General features: G+C 53.8%; 18 protein-coding genes. 13 read left to right on the top strand and 5 right to left on the bottom strand.

Annotated features, from left to right (window positions below):
• Positions 1-177 precede the first annotated feature (177 nt).
• A complete protein-coding gene (ilvA, locus tag ACZ5BW_RS02165; protein ID WP_464542088.1) occupies positions 178-1,689 on the bottom strand; it encodes a threonine ammonia-lyase, biosynthetic in 1,512 nt (503 codons plus the stop codon).
• Between the two features lie 136 nt (positions 1,690-1,825).
• On the opposite strand from ilvA, the gene rpiA reads away from it, so the two are divergent.
• From rpiA to corA, 4 genes are all read left to right on the top strand, one after another.
• A complete protein-coding gene (rpiA, locus tag ACZ5BW_RS02160; protein ID WP_464542086.1) occupies positions 1,826-2,485 on the top strand; it encodes a ribose-5-phosphate isomerase RpiA in 660 nt (219 codons plus the stop codon).
• An 87-nt stretch (positions 2,486-2,572) separates the two neighbouring features.
• Positions 2,573-3,280 carry a phosphate signaling complex protein PhoU gene (gene phoU, locus ACZ5BW_RS02155; RefSeq protein WP_011379797.1) on the top strand — a complete coding sequence of 236 codons (708 nt, stop codon included), beginning with the start codon at positions 2,573-2,575 and terminating at the stop codon, positions 3,278-3,280.
• Positions 3,281-3,316: 36 nt separating this feature from the next.
• The gene (ppx, locus tag ACZ5BW_RS02150) at positions 3,317-4,840 is read left to right on the top strand and encodes an exopolyphosphatase (protein ID WP_464542084.1); all 1,524 of its coding nucleotides are present in this window, start codon (positions 3,317-3,319) and stop codon (positions 4,838-4,840) included.
• A 17-nt stretch (positions 4,841-4,857) separates the two neighbouring features.
• The gene (corA, locus tag ACZ5BW_RS02145; RefSeq protein WP_464542082.1) at positions 4,858-5,928 is read left to right on the top strand and encodes a magnesium/cobalt transporter CorA; all 1,071 of its coding nucleotides are present in this window, start codon (positions 4,858-4,860) and stop codon (positions 5,926-5,928) included.
• Between the two features lie 32 nt (positions 5,929-5,960).
• Here corA and ACZ5BW_RS02140 read toward each other — a convergent pair whose 3' ends face one another.
• The 3 genes from ACZ5BW_RS02140 to ACZ5BW_RS02130 all read right to left on the bottom strand — a co-directional run bounded on the left by ACZ5BW_RS02140 (position 5,961) and on the right by ACZ5BW_RS02130 (position 8,765).
• On the bottom strand, positions 5,961-7,007 hold the full coding sequence (locus ACZ5BW_RS02140) for a glycosyltransferase family 2 protein (RefSeq protein WP_464542080.1): 1,047 nt from the start codon (positions 7,005-7,007) through the stop codon (positions 5,961-5,963).
• Between the two features lie 46 nt (positions 7,008-7,053).
• Entirely contained in the window at positions 7,054-8,376 is a 1,323-nt protein-coding gene (locus tag ACZ5BW_RS02135) for a hypothetical protein (RefSeq protein WP_464542078.1), read from the bottom strand.
• A gap of 167 nt (positions 8,377-8,543) precedes the next feature.
• On the bottom strand, positions 8,544-8,765 hold the full coding sequence (locus ACZ5BW_RS02130; protein WP_464542076.1) for a hypothetical protein: 222 nt from the start codon (positions 8,763-8,765) through the stop codon (positions 8,544-8,546).
• A 9-nt stretch (positions 8,766-8,774) separates the two neighbouring features.
• Here ACZ5BW_RS02130 and ACZ5BW_RS02125 point away from each other — a divergent pair, with 9 nt between their 5' ends.
• From ACZ5BW_RS02125 to ACZ5BW_RS02095, 7 genes are all read left to right on the top strand, one after another.
• Complete coding sequence (locus tag ACZ5BW_RS02125) at positions 8,775-9,542, top strand: 3-deoxy-manno-octulosonate cytidylyltransferase (RefSeq protein ID WP_464542074.1); 768 nt, start codon at positions 8,775-8,777, stop codon at positions 9,540-9,542.
• Positions 9,543-9,593: 51 nt separating this feature from the next.
• Positions 9,594-10,355, top strand: coding sequence for an HpcH/HpaI aldolase family protein (locus ACZ5BW_RS02120; protein WP_464542072.1), 762 nt, complete (start codon positions 9,594-9,596; stop codon positions 10,353-10,355).
• Positions 10,352-11,299 (top strand): phosphoglycerate dehydrogenase, encoded by a 948-nt coding sequence (locus tag ACZ5BW_RS02115; protein ID WP_464542070.1) that lies wholly within the window; start codon positions 10,352-10,354, stop codon positions 11,297-11,299. Before ACZ5BW_RS02120 ends, ACZ5BW_RS02115 begins: the two co-directional genes overlap by 4 nt.
• Positions 11,300-11,307: 8 nt before the next feature.
• The gene (locus ACZ5BW_RS02110; RefSeq protein WP_464542068.1) at positions 11,308-12,237 is read left to right on the top strand and encodes an NAD-dependent epimerase/dehydratase family protein; all 930 of its coding nucleotides are present in this window, start codon (positions 11,308-11,310) and stop codon (positions 12,235-12,237) included.
• A complete protein-coding gene (locus ACZ5BW_RS02105; protein WP_107760959.1) occupies positions 12,234-12,875 on the top strand; it encodes an HAD family hydrolase in 642 nt (213 codons plus the stop codon). The genes ACZ5BW_RS02110 and ACZ5BW_RS02105 overlap by 4 nt, the downstream gene beginning before the upstream one ends.
• Before the next feature lie 131 nt (positions 12,876-13,006).
• On the top strand, positions 13,007-13,792 hold the full coding sequence (locus ACZ5BW_RS02100) for a phosphocholine cytidylyltransferase family protein (RefSeq protein ID WP_464542066.1): 786 nt from the start codon (positions 13,007-13,009) through the stop codon (positions 13,790-13,792).
• A 135-nt stretch (positions 13,793-13,927) separates the two neighbouring features.
• A complete protein-coding gene (locus ACZ5BW_RS02095; RefSeq protein ID WP_464540822.1) occupies positions 13,928-15,241 on the top strand; it encodes an IS5 family transposase in 1,314 nt (437 codons plus the stop codon).
• 64 nt (positions 15,242-15,305) lie between these two features.
• Here the strand turns inward: ACZ5BW_RS02095 and ACZ5BW_RS02090 are convergent, their stop codons facing one another.
• A complete protein-coding gene (locus ACZ5BW_RS02090; protein ID WP_464542064.1) occupies positions 15,306-15,551 on the bottom strand; it encodes a hypothetical protein in 246 nt (81 codons plus the stop codon).
• A 690-nt stretch (positions 15,552-16,241) separates the two neighbouring features.
• Between ACZ5BW_RS02090 and ACZ5BW_RS02085 the strand changes: the two genes are divergently transcribed.
• Both ACZ5BW_RS02085 and ACZ5BW_RS02080 read left to right on the top strand, forming a co-directional pair.
• Positions 16,242-16,703, top strand: a complete 462-nt coding sequence (locus ACZ5BW_RS02085; RefSeq protein WP_464542062.1) for an HIT family protein — start codon at positions 16,242-16,244, stop codon at positions 16,701-16,703.
• A gap of 258 nt (positions 16,704-16,961) precedes the next feature.
• Positions 16,962-17,675: a 2,3-bisphosphoglycerate-dependent phosphoglycerate mutase gene (locus ACZ5BW_RS02080; RefSeq protein ID WP_464542060.1), complete on the top strand. Its 714-nt coding sequence runs from the start codon at positions 16,962-16,964 to the stop codon at positions 17,673-17,675.
• Positions 17,676-17,859: the final 184 nt, after the last annotated feature.

The following is a 17,859-nucleotide window of genomic DNA, read 5'->3' as shown; positions in this document are numbered from 1 at the left end:
TGAATTTTTCCTTAGCTCCCGGACACACGACTGTGAAACCTTCAAAACCGTCTGTTTTACACGACTGTATTCATCTGATTTGGACTATTGAAGGTTTAAGCACTGCAACCCACGCAATATTCGATTTCGAGGGCGCACAAAACTTGTCGGGAGATAAATAGTCAGCGCTATCTGTTCCTATCCCAGGAATAATTTGTAGGCTGGATTCTGGGTTTCATCCCAATAACGATTGTCGAGTTGAGCGAGAAATGCCTGGAAATCCGCTTTCTCCTCCGGCGGCACCTCCATGCCGACCAACACCCGTCCATAGTCTGCCCCGTGGTTACGGTAATGAAACAGGCTGATATTCCAATGATGGCTCATGCTGTTCAGAAATTGCATGAGCGCTCCTGGACGATCGGGGAATTCAAAACGATAGACGATTTCATTTTTAACATCACGTGCATGCCCGCCCACGAGATGGCGGATATGCAATTTCGCCATTTCATTGTCGCTCAAATCCTCGGTGCGCAAGCCGTTGCTCTCCAGGTCCTTGATCAGTTTCGCCGCTTCCTCCCGGTTTTTTACCGACACTCCTACAAACACATGAGCCTCCTTTTGGCCGGCAAAACGATAGTTGAACTCGGTAATGCTTCTCGGTCCCAGCATTGCGCAGAACTTCTTGAAACTGCCGGGCTCCTCGGGAATCGTCACCGCCATGACCGCTTCCCGCTGCTCACCCAGTTCCGCCCGTTCGGACACATGACGGAGCCGGTCGAAATTCATATTCGCACCTGAGGCGATCGCAATCAGGTTCTTACCGCGGATACCTTCCCGCTTTGCATAAGCCTTGGCACCTGCAATCGAGAGCGCTCCCGAAGGTTCAAGTATGGCGCGCGTATCCTCGAACACATCCTTGATTGCCGCACAGATGGCGTCAGTGTCTACAAGCAGGATCTCATCGACCAGTTCGCGGCATAAATGAAAAGTTTCCACTCCCACCTGCTTGACAGCGACCCCGTCTGCAAACAATCCCACTCGCGGCAACCGGACACGGCGGTTCTTTTTCAGCGACTGATACATGGAATCGGCGTCGACAGGTTCCACACCGATAATCCTGATTTCCGGATAGAGCCTTTTTACATAAGCCGCAATACCCGAAATCAACCCACCTCCACCGATGGGCGCGAATATCGCATGAATTTCACCCGGATGCTGGCGCAGTATTTCCATTCCGATCGTTCCCTGCCCGGCAATGACGTCGGGATCGTCATAGGGGTGTACAAAGGTTACCTGATTCTTTTCGGCGAATTCGTGCGCGTGCGCATAGGCTTCGTCATAGGAATCACCGAAGGAAACCACTGTCGCCCCGCGTGCCTCGACTGCCTGCAACTTGATCTGGGGCGTGGTGACAGGCATCACGATGGTTGCCCGGCAGTTCAGTCGCTGCGCAGCGAGGGCTACACCTTGCGCATGATTGCCGGCAGAGGCCGTCACCACTCCGCGTTCGAGTGCCGCGGGAGAAAGCTTGACCATTTTGTTGTAAGCTCCCCGCACCTTGAACGAGAAAACATCCTGCACATCTTCCCGTTTCAGGAATAATTGATTATTTATACGTGTGGACAGATTCGGCGCAAGCTCCAGGGGACTCTCTACCGCGACGTCATAAACCCGCGCGGTAAGGATTCTTTCGAGGTAACTGTTTTTCATCGAAATGGGTTGCGATTTTAAAGGTTGAGCATTTTAGCATGCCGGGAAACCCTAAATGTCCAGCTTCATTGTTAAAATGGACTGATAGTATTATGCTCATAAACAGTCAATATTTTCAGGCATAAAAAATAACATCATGAACCAGGACGAGCAGAAACGTGCGGCCGCGCGCGCCGCTATTCAACATATTCCCGCAGGCTGCATCGTGGGAGTCGGCACCGGCTCTACCGCCAACTACTTCATAGACGAACTGGCTGACATCAGAAGCAGAATCGATGGAACGGTAGCAAGTTCAGAAGCAACCGCCCGGCGCCTCAGGGGGCATGGAATCGAGGTCATGGACCTGAACAATGTCGACGAGCTTCCGTTATATGTGGATGGCGCCGACGAGATAACGCCGTACCTGCATATGATAAAAGGGGGCGGCGGAGCACTGACCCGGGAAAAAGTCGTGGCCGCCGTGGCGAAAAAATTCATCTGCATTGCGGACCAAAGCAAGCTCGTGAACGTGCTCGGCAAGTTTCCTCTGCCCGTGGAGGTCATTCCGATGGCGCGCAGTTATGTGGCGCGCGAGATAATACGCCTGGGGGGACAGCCCGTGCTCAGGGAGGGATTTACTACCGATAACGGTAACCTGATTCTTGATGTGCATGGCTTGCAGATCCTGAATCCCGTTGAACTGGAGACCGAACTCAATCAGATCACCGGCGTCGTAACCAATGGCCTGTTTGCAAGACGCCCTGCGGATTTGCTGTTGCTGGGTGGCGAAGGAGGCGTTCGCACCATTGCTGTCTGAGGGCAGGTCAAAGATCGGTAGAATTGGGACAACAGACCGGTATTATCCTTTGTTATTTTTTGCTTTCAATCGATCCAAAGGTGAGAAATGGGAAGCCACGAACATATATCCAAGCAATTTGACGCGGATCTCGAAGCGGTGCGCACACGTGTGTTGCATATGGGCGGATTCGTGGAAGAGCAGATCGAAAAAGCGATTGAAGCGCTGATCACCGGCAACGAGAGTCTGATCGAAAATATCATCGCCGATGACCACCGGGTCAATGCGATGGAGGTATCGATAGACGAGATCTGCAATCAGATCATCGCGCGCCGGCAGCCAGCTGCGGGTGATTTACGCATGATCATGACGGTCATCAAAACCATTACCGACCTCGAGCGCATCGGGGATGAAGCGGAAAAGATCGCGCGCATGGCCAAACTGATCTATGCCGCGGACCGCATGCACATGCCTCGTTTCGTCGAGATACGACATGTGGCCAACGTTGCGCTGGAGATGCTGCGCAAATCGCTGGACGCTTTTGCGCGCCTGGACCTCACCGCCGCCGCTCAGGTAGTGCGCCAGGACGAGCTTGTGGATGAGGAATTCCGCTCCATCATGCGCCAACTTATCACTTTCATGATGGAAGATCCGCGCAAGATATCGACTGCCCTGGAAATCCTGTTTATTGCAAAAGCGATCGAGCGCATCGGCGATCATGCCAAGAACATGTCCGAATATGTGGTATACATGGTAAAGGGCAGAGATGTGCGTCACGTCACGGTTGAAGAAATCGAGCGCGAAATACGGGAGTAGGTCCTCCCGCCGCCCGGACGCCTGCCAATAGACCCCATGCCCGGATACTCCACACTTGCGGCGGTAGATCTCGGCTCCAACAGCTTTCGTTTGCAAGTCGCGCGAGTGGAAGGCAGACAGCTTTATCCGCTGGACAATCTGCGCGAAATGGTCCGTCTTGCCGCCGGTCTTACTCCCGACAAGCGCCTGGATGAGGATTCCCAGGCACGCGCCCTGGCCTGTCTCAAGCGCTTCAGTGAACGCCTGCGCGGCTTCCCCCCCCATGCCGTACGTGCGGTTGCGACTAACACTCTCAGGGTGGCGAAAAATGCGGCCGTATTTCTCAAAAAAGCCGAGGCAGCGATCGGTTTTCCCATTGAAGTCATCTCGGGTCACGAAGAGGCGCGCCTCATCTATCTGGGCGTTGCGCACGGCCTCCCTGCTTCTCCTGATGCTCGCCTGGTGATGGACATCGGGGGCGGTTCTACTGAATTTATCATTGGCCGCAGACTGAAACCCGTCAAGCTGGAAAGCCTCTATATGGGTTGCGTCAGCTATAGCCTGCGCTTTTTTCCGGGCGGCAGGATCAGCAGGGATGCAATGAACCGTGCCGAACTTTCGGCCCGCAGCGATATTCAGGCGATCGCAAGGGAATTTTCCAGTGAACACTGGCAACTCGCATACGGATCATCCGGCACAGCACGCGCCTTAGGCGATATCATCCGGTTGAACCAGCTCGACAGTGGAAGCAGCAACGGAGAGATCACCCGAGAAGGGTTGGAAAATTTTCGCAATCATCTGCTCAAGGTGGACGACATCAAAAAACTCGACCTCGCGGGCATCCGGAGCGATCGGGCGCCTGTCATAGCCGGCGGTTTCGCCATCATGTCCGCCGCGTTCGCAGAGCTGGGAATTTCCCAAATGGCGCAAGGCATGGGCGCCTTGCGCCAGGGCGTGCTGTACGATCTGCTGGGGCGTTTTCATAAGCATGACATGCGCGAAGTAACGGTCAGGCAGTTCATGCGCCGGTACCATGTGGATGGCGCGCAGGCAAGGCGGGTGGAATCGACTGCGCTTCTGCTTGGAAGGCAACTGCTGGCAGCCTTCCTTGATGATGGAGAAGAACATCTGCAAGCTCTCTCATGGGCTGCCCGCCTGCATGAAGTAGGTATTTCGGTCGCGCACTCCGGTTATCACAAGCATTCTGCATATATCCTGGGCAACGCCGACATGCCAGGTTTTTCCCAGAGGGAGCAGGAGCACTTAAGCATGCTTGCGCTCGGCCATCGGGGCGATATCGGCAAAGCGCGTGGACGCATCATGGAGCAGCCTGATTTCGCCCTGCTGTTTGCGCTTCGCCTCGCGGCATTGTTTCATCGCAGCCGCGGTGAGACGAGACTTCCAAGACTGGAGGTCAGCCTTCGGGACAAGGAATTCAGTTTATGTCTTGAAAGAAAGTGGCTGGAACGTAATCCCCTGACACATAATGCACTGTTGGCCGAAATTGAACAGTGGGATGCCCTTGGCTTTCGTTTTGGTATAACCGAAGCCGACGGAAGCAAGCTGTCTGCATCTGCATAGAACCATCATCCGACCCGATGACATCCCATTCCAAAAAGAGATCCACGAAAGCAGGCCTGCCACCGGGCTCGCCTTCACATATCCGGGCAAAGAAAGGCGTAGCACCCGGCATAACCTTGCTGGATTACGACCCGGAAAGTGTGCGTGAATCCGAGGTGGCTCCCGCGGAACTCGCCGAAAAGATCAAACACGCTTCCGGGGTCAAGTGGATCAACCTGCAGGGACTCGGCGACATCCGCATGATCGAGCAAATCGGCGCGTGTTTTAACCTTCACCCTCTGGTACTGGAAGACATATTCAACACAGAGCAGCGCTCCAAGGTGGAGGATTACGGAGATTACCTGTACGTGGTGCTCAAAACCTTCGGGTATGAAACCACAGGAGCAGAAGAGAGAATATATTCCGAGCAGATCAGCCTCGTGCTCGGCAAGGATTTCGTGCTGTCGTTTCTGGAAGCGAATGGTGTTCAGTTCCAGTCGGTCCGCGACCGCCTGCGGTCCGGCAAAGGTCAAAGCACAAAGCTTGGCGCCGATTTCCTGATGTACAGCCTGGTTGATGCAGTAGTCGACACCTACTTCAGCATTCTTGAACGCCTCGATGAAAAAACCGAGACGCTGGAAACAGAACTGGTCGCCCGTCCTCAGCCGAGGACCTTGCAATCTATTCAAAGACTCAAACGTGAAGGCGTTTTTTTACGCAGGGCGCTGTGGCCCCTCCGCGAGGTGATCAGTTCGCTGCAGCGTGGAGATTCACCCCTGTTTACACGCAATACCCTGCTCTACCTGCGGGATGTGTATGATCATACTGTCCACGTTATCGAATCGATTGAATCGCTGCGCGATGTCACGGCAGGTATGCTCGATATTTATTTATCAAGCGTAAGCTTTCGCATCAGTACCGTCATGAAAGTTCTTACTGTCATCACTACGATATTCATGCCATTGACGCTGATAACAGGCATTTACGGGATGAACTTCACATACATGCCGGGGCTGGAATGGCACACGGGATTTTTTGTTGTACTGGGCGCAATGGCAACCATCAGTATTGCGATGCTGCTACTGTTCCGCTGGAAAAAATGGTTGTAGCGGCTGAAATCAACATTCTCTCCGCAGATCATTCAAAGTAGCCTGGGAGTGCAATTCTCCTCGTGCGGCATCCGCTCCCAGGTCAGTATGCGCAAGCCGCAAATGCGCCCCCATAAAGTCAGGGCTTCATATCGCAGACGTGGAACATCGGGCAATATCCAGATTTCCGAAATGCGCTTGTCCTCACGCCAGCTGCATAAGAATAGCCGGACGGCAGCTTCCATGCCTGACGAGAGGGTTCTCATCTGCAAACAGAGAAGCATGCCTGCTGCTTCGGGCGAAAGCCAGTAAACGTATCCTCCTCCGAAAAATACGTCATCGAGCGCCTCCAGCAGGTTCAATGGAAAACACGACAGCGGGCAGTTCCCGGAGAGAAGGAGAATATTACGCTTTGCGCTGGGGTGGAGCGAAAAAAAAAGCTTACGATTACGCCTGACCAGTTTCTTGAAAGAGCGACCTCGGCCGAACGACCCGCCGCCCTCGTGTTGTATGTGAGCGTCCGGATGCACGCCCACCCGCCAACCCCGCTTGTTGAGCCGGCGCCCAAGATCGACATCTTCATAGTAGCCGCGGCCGAATACCAGATCGAAACCGCCCGCATCCCGGAATATCTCCCGGCGGATGAGAAACGCGTGACCCCGAAGGCGGTGTGTCTGAATATAGCCGCCCGGCTGCCGCACATACCGGTTCAAATCATATCCGGCAAAATCATTCCCCGCGGGGATGATGACTGCCAAGCGGGAATCAGCGACAAATGCTGCGTATAAGAGCGGTAAAAAATCTTCGCTTACTACGGTATCGGAGTTCAGGACCAGCACGTAGCACGCGTCGGATCGACCGATTGCTTCGTTTACCGAAGCACCGAAACCCTGGTTCTCCCGGGCGTGATGCACGCGTATGCGCTCGCACGGCAATTGATCCAGCATGGCTCGGGTTTCCATTCCCGAGGCGTCGTCCTGAATGAAAATAAAGCGTATGGATTGGCTCAGGCAGGCAACGACCGAATCGATGCAGCGCCGTGTCAGGACCGGTGCATTATAGACGGGGATCACCACATCGACGGACGGCATCGCCGGCATACGGCTCAGTAACCTCCTTGAGAACACTACCAGCGAAGCCGGCTGATCAGGCAAAAGCGAAATCTTTGGTGCTGCTTTGCGGCTCAGGCTGACTCTGGTTTGCCTTTGGCTGCACTTGTTCCTCCAGCAGCGCAACATAACGCGATAGCACGGCCGGATCCCCCACGTCGATCATTTCCTTGAGGAAACGTTGACGATGCTCTTCTATATAAAAAGAACCGCAACCCTGGGTAAGGAATTTTTCCATGTGCTTATACACATCATCGCGGCAACGCAATTCTGCTTCCGGCAGGTACTCAGCCAGGGCCGAGCGACCAGCATGCAGGTAATCCGCCGCCAGCACGGGCTTCCCGACCTTTACCGCCTCGAATACCACAGAGGTGGCAAGATCGATGATGACATCTGCCCAGTTCATTAGATGGATGGAATGAAGGCTGCCGCCTGCCACTTGCACATTGGGCAGACGCCGGAGCGAAACATCTTTTGTCAGGGATTGCTGCCAGCCGCCCCGGGTATGCGGCTTTATTATAAGTTCCACTCCCGGAAAGCCTGCCACTATACGCACTACCTCTCCCACTTCTTCCCAGAAAGTGGAAAAGTTACTTTTTCTCAGAAACATTGCCACCTTGAGGTTGCTATCGGAGCGCGTCAGCGGTGAGGGCGGCATTAACGTTGCCAGTTTGGCGAGCCACTCGTCGCAGTAGCGTGGAGAACCCAGTACCGCAAGTTTCTGGTTATCCATGAAAGGACGAAAGCGTACTGAGCATAACTCGTTCGGCACCACAACCTTCTCGAAAATACCGGCGTTGGCAAATGTGGTATCCGGCTCCAGCCGCAACTCGCGTCGCCGGATCAACTGACTGGCGTGGGGGCTGTCTCCATGCGGCAGCGATACCGTACCCAGGCCCATTCCGCGCGCCGTCGACAATACCACCTTGACCCATTCCACACAGATGGAGGAATTGCGTTCTATCCAGTCAAACACCACCACGCCTTCCTCATTCTCTGCAAAACTCCGGGTCAGCAGGCGCTCCGCGGTGCGCTGCCAGACCGGGTGGCGCCGCCTGGCGTCATAGACCTCCTCCAGCTTCTTCATGATCGGCCCGATGAAAGGGCGGCGCAGGCTGCGGATCAGTATCAGCGTCTGGAAAAACCATCTGATAAAGTCGAGCGGCGGCAATACATTCGCAATATAGGCCATCCGCACGCCCTTGAGGCCTTCCAGGAACCTGATGCGATAATCCGTGCGGAACCGCGAGTTGCCGATCAGAACGATGTCGCAGGTATGACCCTTGTCGGTCCATTTGTAAATGACCGGTGTAATGTGATCGATGTCATTATAATGACGGAGGAAAAATAAAGCTTTCATACCAGCATACCTATTCCTTGGACGCAAGCAATACGCTGCATCTCCTCATTTTTTGAGGCACTTCAGACATTCTCCGGAAAAATCTTGTAATTTTACACGGGCTGATACCTATTTTACTAGCATTGCAGATGTTTTTACTTCCCTGGCCTTCTGTTAAAATGGAGTCATCACTGAGCCATTAACCCGATTTTCGCAGCATCCCTGTTGCGGCCACCAGGATATAGCCCCACAAACCACTTATAGCCCCACAAACCACTGACCACCACTGTATAACCCCCTGATGCCTGATGCGCACCTTTCGCACCTTTAAAGGACAACCTATCCTGATAAATAAAGGCGGTCATCAGTTCAAAGTGAAAAGCTTCGGTTTCATCGCCTTCAATTAACATAAATCCCACATGAAAACAATCGCTGTCATACCGGCCCGCATGGGTTCGTCCCGTTTTCCAGGAAAACCAATTGCAAACCTGCTGGGCCGAACCATGCTCGAACATGTGTATAAACGTGTCGCCCTGAGCAAGGCGCTTGATGCAACCTATATAGCTACCTGCGATGACGAAATACGACGCGCCGCGGAGAATTTCGGTGCGCCGGTGATTATGACCGCGGATACCCACGAACGTGCGAGCGACCGGGTGGCCGAGGCGGTGGCAGAAATCGAGGCTGAACTTATCGTCATGGTACAGGGCGATGAACCGATGACCCACCCGGAGATGATCGATGCAGCGGTGGAACCGTTCCTGCATGATCCGGAACTGGGGTGTGTGAATCTCATGCGGAGCATCGATAATAAAGCGGATTTCTACGACTTCAATACAATCAAGGTTGTCACCGACCAGTGTGGCGATGCACTCTTCATGTCGCGTCAGCCGATCCCGACTGTGCCCGCGTCCGCCCTATCTGCCGGCTCTGATTTTCCGCATATTCTGGCCTTCAAACAGGTGTGCATCATTCCTTTCCGTCGCAAAACGTTGCTCGAATTCTCCAGGCTGCCATCCACGCCGCTCGAGAAGCTTGAATCGGTGGACATGCTGCGGCTATTGGAGCACGGTTATCGTGTAAAAATGGTGGAAACCCGGTTCAACACCCAGGCTGTCGACACTCAAGCCGACCTGGAGCGTGTATCCAGACTGATGGAGAAAGACCCGTTACTCGCATCATACTGATGCGGACTCTATAATTCTCTCGGACGCAACTTCATTTCTCAAGGTTCATACGTGCAATTAAAAGCAAAGCTGGCCCGCAACGCCTTGACCATCGGCTCCTGGATCACTTTGGGGCATCCTTCCATCGCCGATATCATGGCTGCGGCGGGATTTGACTGGCTGGTGCTGGATACGGAACACAGCGTTCTGGAGCTGGGCGAAGTTCAGATGCTGATCCAGGTGCTGGACAGCCGTGCATGCCCTGCCATCGTGCGGCTGACGTCGAATCATCCTGACCAGATCAAGCGGATCATGGATGCAGGGGCAACAGGCATAATGGTGCCCATGATCAAAACGGCGGCGGATGCCGAAGCGGCCGTAAACGCAGTATATTATCCTCCACGTGGACAGCGAGGGGTCGGCCTCGCGCGTGCCCAAGGGTATGGTGCCCGGTTTCAGCAGTATCGCTACTGGCTGGAAGAAAATGCGGTCATTATTGCCATGATCGAGCATGTCGACGCGGTCGATGCCATCGATTCGATTCTTTCCGTTCCGGGAATCGACGCTTATATCATAGGTCCCTACGATCTTTCGGGATCACTCGGCCGTCCCGGAGAACTCGATGATCCGGAAGTCCAGGCTGCGATAGAACGGGTAAAAGATGCCGGGCGACGCGCAGGCAAGGCAGGCGGGATTCATGTAGTTGAACCCAATCCGGAACAGTTGCGCCGCAATATCGAGGCGGGCTTCAGTTTTCTTGGCTATGGCCTGGATATCCGCATTCTCGATACCGTCTGCCGCAGTCATTTGCAAAACATCAGGGAAGCCCTATGAACAAACTTGCGATCTCCACCTCGTCATTCGATGTCAGTCATAATACTGCTCTCCGGCATTTACAGGAGAAAGGCATACACATTGCCGAAAACAGTCATAAGCGGAAACTTACCGAGGATGAGGTTATCGCTCTGCTGGGCGAAGATACAGTGGGGATGATCGCAGGCGTGGAACCTCTCACAGAGCGGGTTTTCTCCTGTGCCAGGAGCCTGAAAGTCGTATCGCGCTGCGGAAGCGGTCTCGACAGCGTCGATCTTGGCGCAGCAAAGCGGCACGGAATCAAAGTGTTGAATACACCGGAAGCCCCCGCCCAGGCGGTTGCCGAACTCTCGCTAGCCCTTATAATGGCAGCACTGAGGAAGGTATGCCAGACAGATAAACTGGTTCACGCAGGGCAGTGGCCCAGAGCCCAGGGAGGCCTGCTGGCTGCCCAAAAGGTGGGAATTGTGGGACTCGGGCGGGTGGGATCACGTGTAGCCCGGCTGTGCCGTGCGTTTGAAGCGCAGGTGGTGGCGCACGATACTTATGTAAAGGAAGTACCTTCGGGAATAGAAGGCGTGAAACTGGCACCCTTTGAAACCTTGATAGCCGAAGCGGATATTATCAGCCTGCACCTGACCTACGACGCGGACACTCATCATCTGTTGAATGAAAAAACATTTGCACGGATGAAGCCTGGCGCGATCGTCATCAATACGGCCCGGGGTGGTCTGATAGATGAAGCAGCGCTGGCCGACGCCCTGAACAGCGGGCGGCTTGGGGGAGCGGCAATGGACGTTTTCGAACAGGAACCATATCATGGCCCGTTACTGCAATGCGATAACGCAATTCTGACGTCCCATATCGGCTCTCTTGCAAAAGAATCGCGTCAGCGCATGGAACTGGAAGCCGCGGAAAATCTGGTGCGCGGATTGATCGAAGCGGGTGTAGTGGAAAAAGGTTAAAACAGCAGATGTCCAGCGAGATTGCCATTGTCTATGGTGCCAGTGGTTTTCTGGGCAGCCATGTCGCCGACGCGCTCTCTGCCTCGGGCTATCGGGTGCGCCTGTTCGACCGTTCTCCATCGCGCTATCTACGCGCGGATCAGGAGATGATCGTTGGCGATATCATGGATCTTGAGCAGGTGAAGGAAGCAGCTCACGGCGCCGACGTGGTCTACAATTTTGCCGCCATCGCAGATATCGACGAAGCGCAGGAAAAACCCATCGCTACCGCGACCATCAATGTGCTGGGTAACATGCATACGCTGGAGGCAGCGCGTCTTGCCGGCGCCCGGCGCTTCGTCTTCGCAAGCACGATTTATGTCTATTCCGAATCAGGTTCCTTTTACCGCGCCAGCAAGCAGGCAGCGGAACGTTTCATCGAAACCTACCACGAACGTTATGGCCTGGAGTATAGTATTTTGCGCTATGGATCGCTTTATGGCCGCCGCGCCGATGCGAGAAACGGCATCTACCGGATGCTGTACGAAGCGCTGGAACGACACTCGATCACTTATCACGGCAGCGGAGAAGCGATTCGGGAATACATCCATGTGGAAGATGCGGCACGCATGAGCGTGCAGGTGCTGGCGCCGGAGTTTGCGAATCGCCATCTGATCCTGACCGGGCAGGAGCGATTACACATCAAGGATGTAATGACGATGATCTCGGAAATCATGCCCTGGAAAATCGACCTGCGTTTTGACGAAGCGCACGCCGGACATCATTACGAAGTAACGCCTTATGCATATCAGCCGCGCATCGGCCGCAAGCTGGTGCTGAACGAGCACGTCGATCTGGGTCAGGGATTGCTGGATTGTCTTCAGGATATTCACCAGAGCATGCATCGTTCGGATGAAGATGAGGAAGTCATACCGTTGGCATCGGATAATAACGCATGAAGACTACTGCGTGGCAAGCGATCATCTTCGATTTCGACGGAGTCGTGGTCGAATCAGGGGAAATCAAGACACAGGCGTTTGCCAATCTCTACCGGGAATATGGCGAAGTGGTAATGGCCGAAGTTGCGAAGTATCATGTCCTGAACGGCGGCATGTCGCGTTATCAGAAATTTCGTTACTTTCAGGAAGCGCTGCTGGAAAAATCTCCGCTTACCACGGAGGAGGAGCGGCAACTCGATCAGCGCTTCTCCGAACTGGTGGTCGAAGCTGTGATTGCCAGCGCCCCGGTCCCAGGCGCAGCGGAACTGATCCAGCGGGAAGCTGGACGGATTCCCTTGTTTGTTGCATCCGGTACGCCGGAAACTGAACTGAATACGATCGTTGTTCGCCGCGGCCTGGGATCTTATTTTACTGCTGTGCGCGGTTCACCCACTCCCAAGCAGAAGCTGATCGCGGATATCCTGACCACCCATCGCCTTCTGCCGGAGCGCGTGCTGATGATCGGAGACGCCTTGATCGATTATCAGAGCGCCATGGTCAACAATGTCGCGTTTATAGGTCGCGTACGTCCTGGCGATCAAAATCCTTTTCCCGCCCATGTAGATGTACTACCCGACCTGAGCCCGTTACTCCTTTGAATACAGCCTCATGGACAGCGCCCTGCCGCATGCTCCACTCACTCCACGTCAAACGGCCAGATAACAAAGCCGAGCATGCTTTAAAGATATAACCTTCAAGCGCTTGTTCCATTTCGGGAGCTGATTGCAATATGGCGGGTAGCGAAGAAAAAACTCCTGTTAGGGCGATTATTCTGAGCGCCGGCCAGGGACGCCGGCTGGGCCCGCTGACAATCGGTATTCCCAAATGCCTGTTGCCAATTTCAGGCAAGCCGATCATCGAATGGCAGATCGATGCCCTGCTGTCAACGGGGATCAATCAGGTGACAGTGGTCACCGGTTTCCAATCCTGCCTGATTGAAACTTTGCTGCAACAGCGTTATGGAGACAATGGAAGGATCGAGACCGTTTTCAACCCCTTTTTCAGTATTACGGATAACCTAGTAAGTTGCTGGATCGCACGTGCGGCCATGGACCGCGACTTTCTGCTTCTGAATGGGGATACGCTGTTTGAGGAGGTTTTGCTGGCGAGAGTGCTGAGCTCTGATCCAGCGCCTGTTACGCTCAGTGTAGATCAAAAGCCTGTCTATGATGCGGATGACATGAAAGTCCAACTGGATGAAAACGGATGGGTCAGACATGTCAGCAAGACCCTGCCGGCAGGTCAGATCGATGCCGAATCTGTCGGCCTTGTTCTTTTCAGGGAACGCGGGCCGCTGCTTTTTCGCGACACCCTGGGGGAAGCGCTGCGACACCAGAGCGGACTCAAAGCCTGGTACCTCTCCATAATAGAGAACCTCGCCAGCAGACAACTGGTAAAAGCGTGTTTTGTACCGGAAAATTCCTGGTGTGAAATTGATTTTCCCGCTGATCTGATAAAGGCAGAAGAACTCTTCGGCGAGAAGAGGTTGAGCAGAAGCGTAACCATGCAGCGCTAGGCGGCAGGCCTGTTGTTGTATTTAGTCGCTCCTGAAATACGGCCTAATCCTTATAGATATTAGCATTGAGGGGTATACAACGGCTGATGGAATTGCCAGAATTGGGAATATTTTCCCTGGATTTCTGGTGAATTCATGAAGCCGAAGAAGCAAGAGAGGCCTGCGTGTGATGACATGTTTCGCCTGCGTTTGCAACACATACTCGATCAACGGCATGCGTTGTATCGGCTGGCGGAGAAGATTGACTGGAATGCAGCAGAAGCGCGCTTTGGCAGGCTGTATGCCGAGGAAGGGCGTCCTGGTATTGCGATCCGGCTCATGGTGGGATTGCACTACCTCAAACACGCCTTTAACGAATCGGATGAAAGCGTAGTGGCACGCTGGGTAGAAAATCCTTATTGGCAATACTTCTGCGGGGAAGAATACTTCCGTCACACCTTGCCGATTGATCCGAGCCAGATGACGCGGTTTCGGCAGCGGATCGGCAAGCAGGGTTGTGAATTCATGCTTGCTCTTACGGTTAAGGCCGGACTTGAAACCAGGACCGTATCCAGAGCCTCGCTGGCCGTGGTAAATGTGGACACCACAGTGCAAGACAAAGCCATTGCATTTCCGACCGATGCCAGGCTCTACCACAAAGCCAGAGGCGCGTTGGTGAGAATGGCCAAAGGTATGGGCATTGGGCTTCGTCAGAGCTATGAGCGCTTATCCAAAGTAGCGCTAGCCAAACATGGGCGCTATGCTCATGCCCGGCAGATGCAGCGCGCCAAACGTGAACAGAAGCGGCTCAAGACCTATCTTGGACGAGTGATCCGTGACATCGAACGCAAAGTGGCGGCTGGGCAAATACCAGGGGAACAGGAACAGTCCAAGCTCAAGCGATTGCTGGAGGTTAGCCAGCGTATCCAGGCACAACAACGCCACGACAAAGGCAAGGTGTACAGCGTGCATGCACCCGAAGTCGAATGCATTGCCAAAGGCAAAGCCCACAAGCCTTATGAATTCGGCGTCAAGGTAGGAGTGGTCACCACCAGCAAGGAGAGCTTCGTCATCGGCATGCAAGCCTTACCCGGCAATCCCTATGACGGACACACGCTTAAAGCATCTTTGGCGCAGGCACGGCGGCTGACTGGACGGGTGCCCAGGCAAGTGTACGTGGATCGGGGTTATCGCGGTCATGGCATTGCTTCAGATCGGATAAAGGTATGGGTTGCCGGCGCCAAACGAGGTGTCACGGTACCCATCAGGAAGAAGCTAAAGCGCCGTAATGCCGTGGAGCCCGTAATTGGGCATATGAAAGCCGATGGGCGCCTGGCAAGAAACTTCCTCAAAGGTACAGCAGGTGATGCCATGAATGCTCTCTTGTGCGGTGCTGGGCACAATCTGCGTAAGATTCTGCGCCGAGTGGCCGCTTTTGTACGCCTACATTCTGCAATGCCTGGAACATAAACAAAGTGAACACACCCATCAGTTCCTGATGCTTGTCCGCTAAAAACAGGTTTTTCAGGGACGACTATTTAGTCTCGACAGTTCGTCTGAGATTGAATGCCAGAAGTTTTCCCAGTCGCTGCTCGCCAACCGGACCACCTCCCACTCTCTGAATGATATCCAGGTCAGGCGCCTTATTGGCCTCCATTATGCACGGTCCACGGTTGAGCAGGGCAACATCCCATCCGATTATCACCTGATCGGAAAAGGCGCTGGCATTTTTCAGAAATGCAGGGCGTGCTTCGTTCGGCCGGAAGAGGGAGACCGCCATTGTAATCACACAGGAAGCGATAAAGTCCGGCCTTCGCTTCGAGGCGATTCAGGTACTCTCCGGCGTGCCGCCTCTTGTCATCGTCATGCAATTCGAAGATGTAGTACCAGGGAAACAGGATTGCAAAGCGGAGCGCAAGCTCGATCTGCTCGCGAATCTGCCGGATGATACCCTTTCCTGTGCGCCTTTTTATGGCAGACCCTGGAAGCGAGTCGGCAGATCAGATGGATCCTCGAAAGCCATACCTGAGGGTAACCAGACTTCAAATCGATAGATTAACAGCGTTTTGTCATATCGAGGCGAATTTTTTCACTGGGTAGCAGAAGCGTATGTACGCCATCGCACATAATCGAAACTGTTTTTCCATGACCATCCATGACCATGAGTGCCAATTGTCGGAATATGACCAGTGCGACAGAAAGAGTCCGCAAAGACAGCAAGAAATATGAGCCTGCCGTCTTGAAGATATCGCCTTGCTCTCAATGTCTCAGTGTCTTAACGTCTGTCGCCGCAGTTCATGCATCTCATCCTACAAAAGGCACACTGGCGGCTGCAGGGACTTATTCATGACTTCATGGTATTCTGAAAACTTTACCGGAGCCGCCGTTGGGGTTGATCCTCATAAGTCGGTCGATTACGCATATCCACATATCGGGCCTCGTCAGCAAAATATCCTTTAAAAGCTTCTAAATGATCAGCGTTCCACCCTCCGGTACGGCAATCCTGAATCCCACGATGCGGAAATTCGGCGCACCGGAGACAATCATTCATCAATTTCAGTATTGGAGCGTCATGCTGCGCCCGATCCAGCTGACATTGGGTTCTCTCGTTCTTGCTGCACATGAGCCAGCCCGCTCCTTCTCCCAGCTTGGTCAGGAAAGCTTTATCGAGCTTCACAAAGTAACGGGTCAGTTGGAATCGGCTTTGGCTAAGGCATTCAACTACGACAAGCTCAACTACCTGATGCTGATGATGGTCGATCCGGATGTGCATTTTCATGTCGTTCCGCGATATGTGGAAAGCCGCTATTTCAACGACCTGGAATTCATCGATTCCGGTTGGCCGGGTCTGCCCGACTTCAACAAGGCTACAAAGACGGACGCCGACACCAATCGGCTGATAAGGGAGCACCTCATCTCCTGTTGGCCGTGATAATGTACGCCTCTTCAGAAAGCCCTGGGAAATTCGGCTATCGCCGCATTCTCCCGCTCCCGATCAGATGTCCGTTTCGACACCGGTTATTGGCACTTGCCCTCGTCGTGAACTCGGGTAGTTTTTTTCCGGTATTTTGTCTATGTTGTACATATCATCGACATTTCAAAGCAAATGACACGTCCATGCAAAAGAGATGCTCTCCCCGCGGAGCCTGCCCGTGTCGAACCCATTCCCTAATCGAGAAGCAAACCCTATATGACACAACTCGTTCTGCTGCGACATGGAGAAAGCGTCTCGAACCGCGACGGATGCTTTACCGGGTGGGGTGATGCCCCATTGACGCCCCGAGGCGAGCGGGAGGCAGAGCAGGCGGGCAGTCTTTTGAAAAAAGCAGGGCACAAGTTCGATATCTGCTTCACCTCCGAACTCAGCCGTGCGAATGACACGCTCCGCATCGTGCTATCGGTCATGGAGCAAGATGAACCGGTGGTGCAACGGAGCTGGCGCTTGAATGAACGTCACTATGGGGCTCTGGAAGGAATCAATCGCTGGGAGGCAATCAGAAAATACGGCTTTTGCCCTATTCTCAGTTCGCAATGCCGTTTTGATGCGCCCCCACCTCCACTCGATCCCGCCGATATCCGCTTTCCCGGAAACCAGCCGTGCTATGCAACCATCGATCCTGGGGAACTGCCGCTTGGCGAGAGCATGCAGCAAGCCCTCACTCGAATGCTGCCTTACTGGCAGCAAACAATCGTGCCGGAAATCCAGCGCGGCAAGCGCGTTCTCATCGTCGCTCACAAGCATATCCTGCGGGCGCTGATGATGCAGTTGGATGGCCTATCCATTATTCAGCTTATAAAGTTGTCAGTTGCCACTGGCCGCCCACTGATCTATGAGCTTGACGATAACCTGCATCCCATCCGGCACTACTACGCAGACACCGGATTGACCGGTCATACAGGTTGAGTGTTGAACAGAAGACGCAGCCGATATGCCGATGCCGAAATCATAACCGGACCAGAGTCTGCAAGGCTCCTCCATCTGCGGAAATACCTGCCTATTGATCCGGCCAGAAAACACTATGAATCCCGTCATTCCGGGCCTGACTCGAATCCAGCAAACCGGAATCCAGCCCAAACCAATATAATGG

The organism is Nitrosospira sp. TNL300, from assembly GCF_055385915.1.
The sequence above is the reverse complement of the archived record's forward strand: the minus strand, read 5'-3'. Positions and strand labels throughout refer to the sequence as shown.

Bases quoted from the DNA above. Each gene is read 5' to 3' on its own strand.
- ppx (WP_464542084.1), top strand. From the start codon at position 3,317: ATGCCCGGATACTCCACACTTGCGGCGGTAGATCTCGGCTCCAACAGC.
- ACZ5BW_RS02130 (WP_464542076.1), bottom strand. From the start codon at position 8,765: ATGTTAATTGAAGGCGATGAAACCGAAGCTTTTCACTTTGAACTGATG.
- ilvA (WP_464542088.1), bottom strand. From the start codon at position 1,689: ATGAAAAACAGTTACCTCGAAAGAATCCTTACCGCGCGGGTTTATGAC.
- phoU (WP_011379797.1), top strand. From the start codon at position 2,573: ATGGGAAGCCACGAACATATATCCAAGCAATTTGACGCGGATCTCGAA.
- ACZ5BW_RS02140 (WP_464542080.1), bottom strand. From the start codon at position 7,007: ATGCCGGCGATGCCGTCCGTCGATGTGGTGATCCCCGTCTATAATGCA.
- ACZ5BW_RS02080 (WP_464542060.1), top strand. From the start codon at position 16,962: ATGACACAACTCGTTCTGCTGCGACATGGAGAAAGCGTCTCGAACCGC.
- ACZ5BW_RS02110 (WP_464542068.1), top strand. From the start codon at position 11,308: ATGTCCAGCGAGATTGCCATTGTCTATGGTGCCAGTGGTTTTCTGGGC.
- ACZ5BW_RS02100 (WP_464542066.1), top strand. From the start codon at position 13,007: ATGGCGGGTAGCGAAGAAAAAACTCCTGTTAGGGCGATTATTCTGAGC.
- rpiA (WP_464542086.1), top strand. From the start codon at position 1,826: ATGAACCAGGACGAGCAGAAACGTGCGGCCGCGCGCGCCGCTATTCAA.
- ACZ5BW_RS02090 (WP_464542064.1), bottom strand. From the start codon at position 15,551: ATGGCGGTCTCCCTCTTCCGGCCGAACGAAGCACGCCCTGCATTTCTG.
- ACZ5BW_RS02115 (WP_464542070.1), top strand. From the start codon at position 10,352: ATGAACAAACTTGCGATCTCCACCTCGTCATTCGATGTCAGTCATAAT.
- ACZ5BW_RS02095 (WP_464540822.1), top strand. From the start codon at position 13,928: ATGAAGCCGAAGAAGCAAGAGAGGCCTGCGTGTGATGACATGTTTCGC.
- ACZ5BW_RS02125 (WP_464542074.1), top strand. From the start codon at position 8,775: ATGAAAACAATCGCTGTCATACCGGCCCGCATGGGTTCGTCCCGTTTT.
- corA (WP_464542082.1), top strand. From the start codon at position 4,858: ATGACATCCCATTCCAAAAAGAGATCCACGAAAGCAGGCCTGCCACCG.
- ACZ5BW_RS02135 (WP_464542078.1), bottom strand. From the start codon at position 8,376: ATGAAAGCTTTATTTTTCCTCCGTCATTATAATGACATCGATCACATT.
- ACZ5BW_RS02105 (WP_107760959.1), top strand. From the start codon at position 12,234: ATGAAGACTACTGCGTGGCAAGCGATCATCTTCGATTTCGACGGAGTC.
- ACZ5BW_RS02085 (WP_464542062.1), top strand. From the start codon at position 16,242: ATGATCAGCGTTCCACCCTCCGGTACGGCAATCCTGAATCCCACGATG.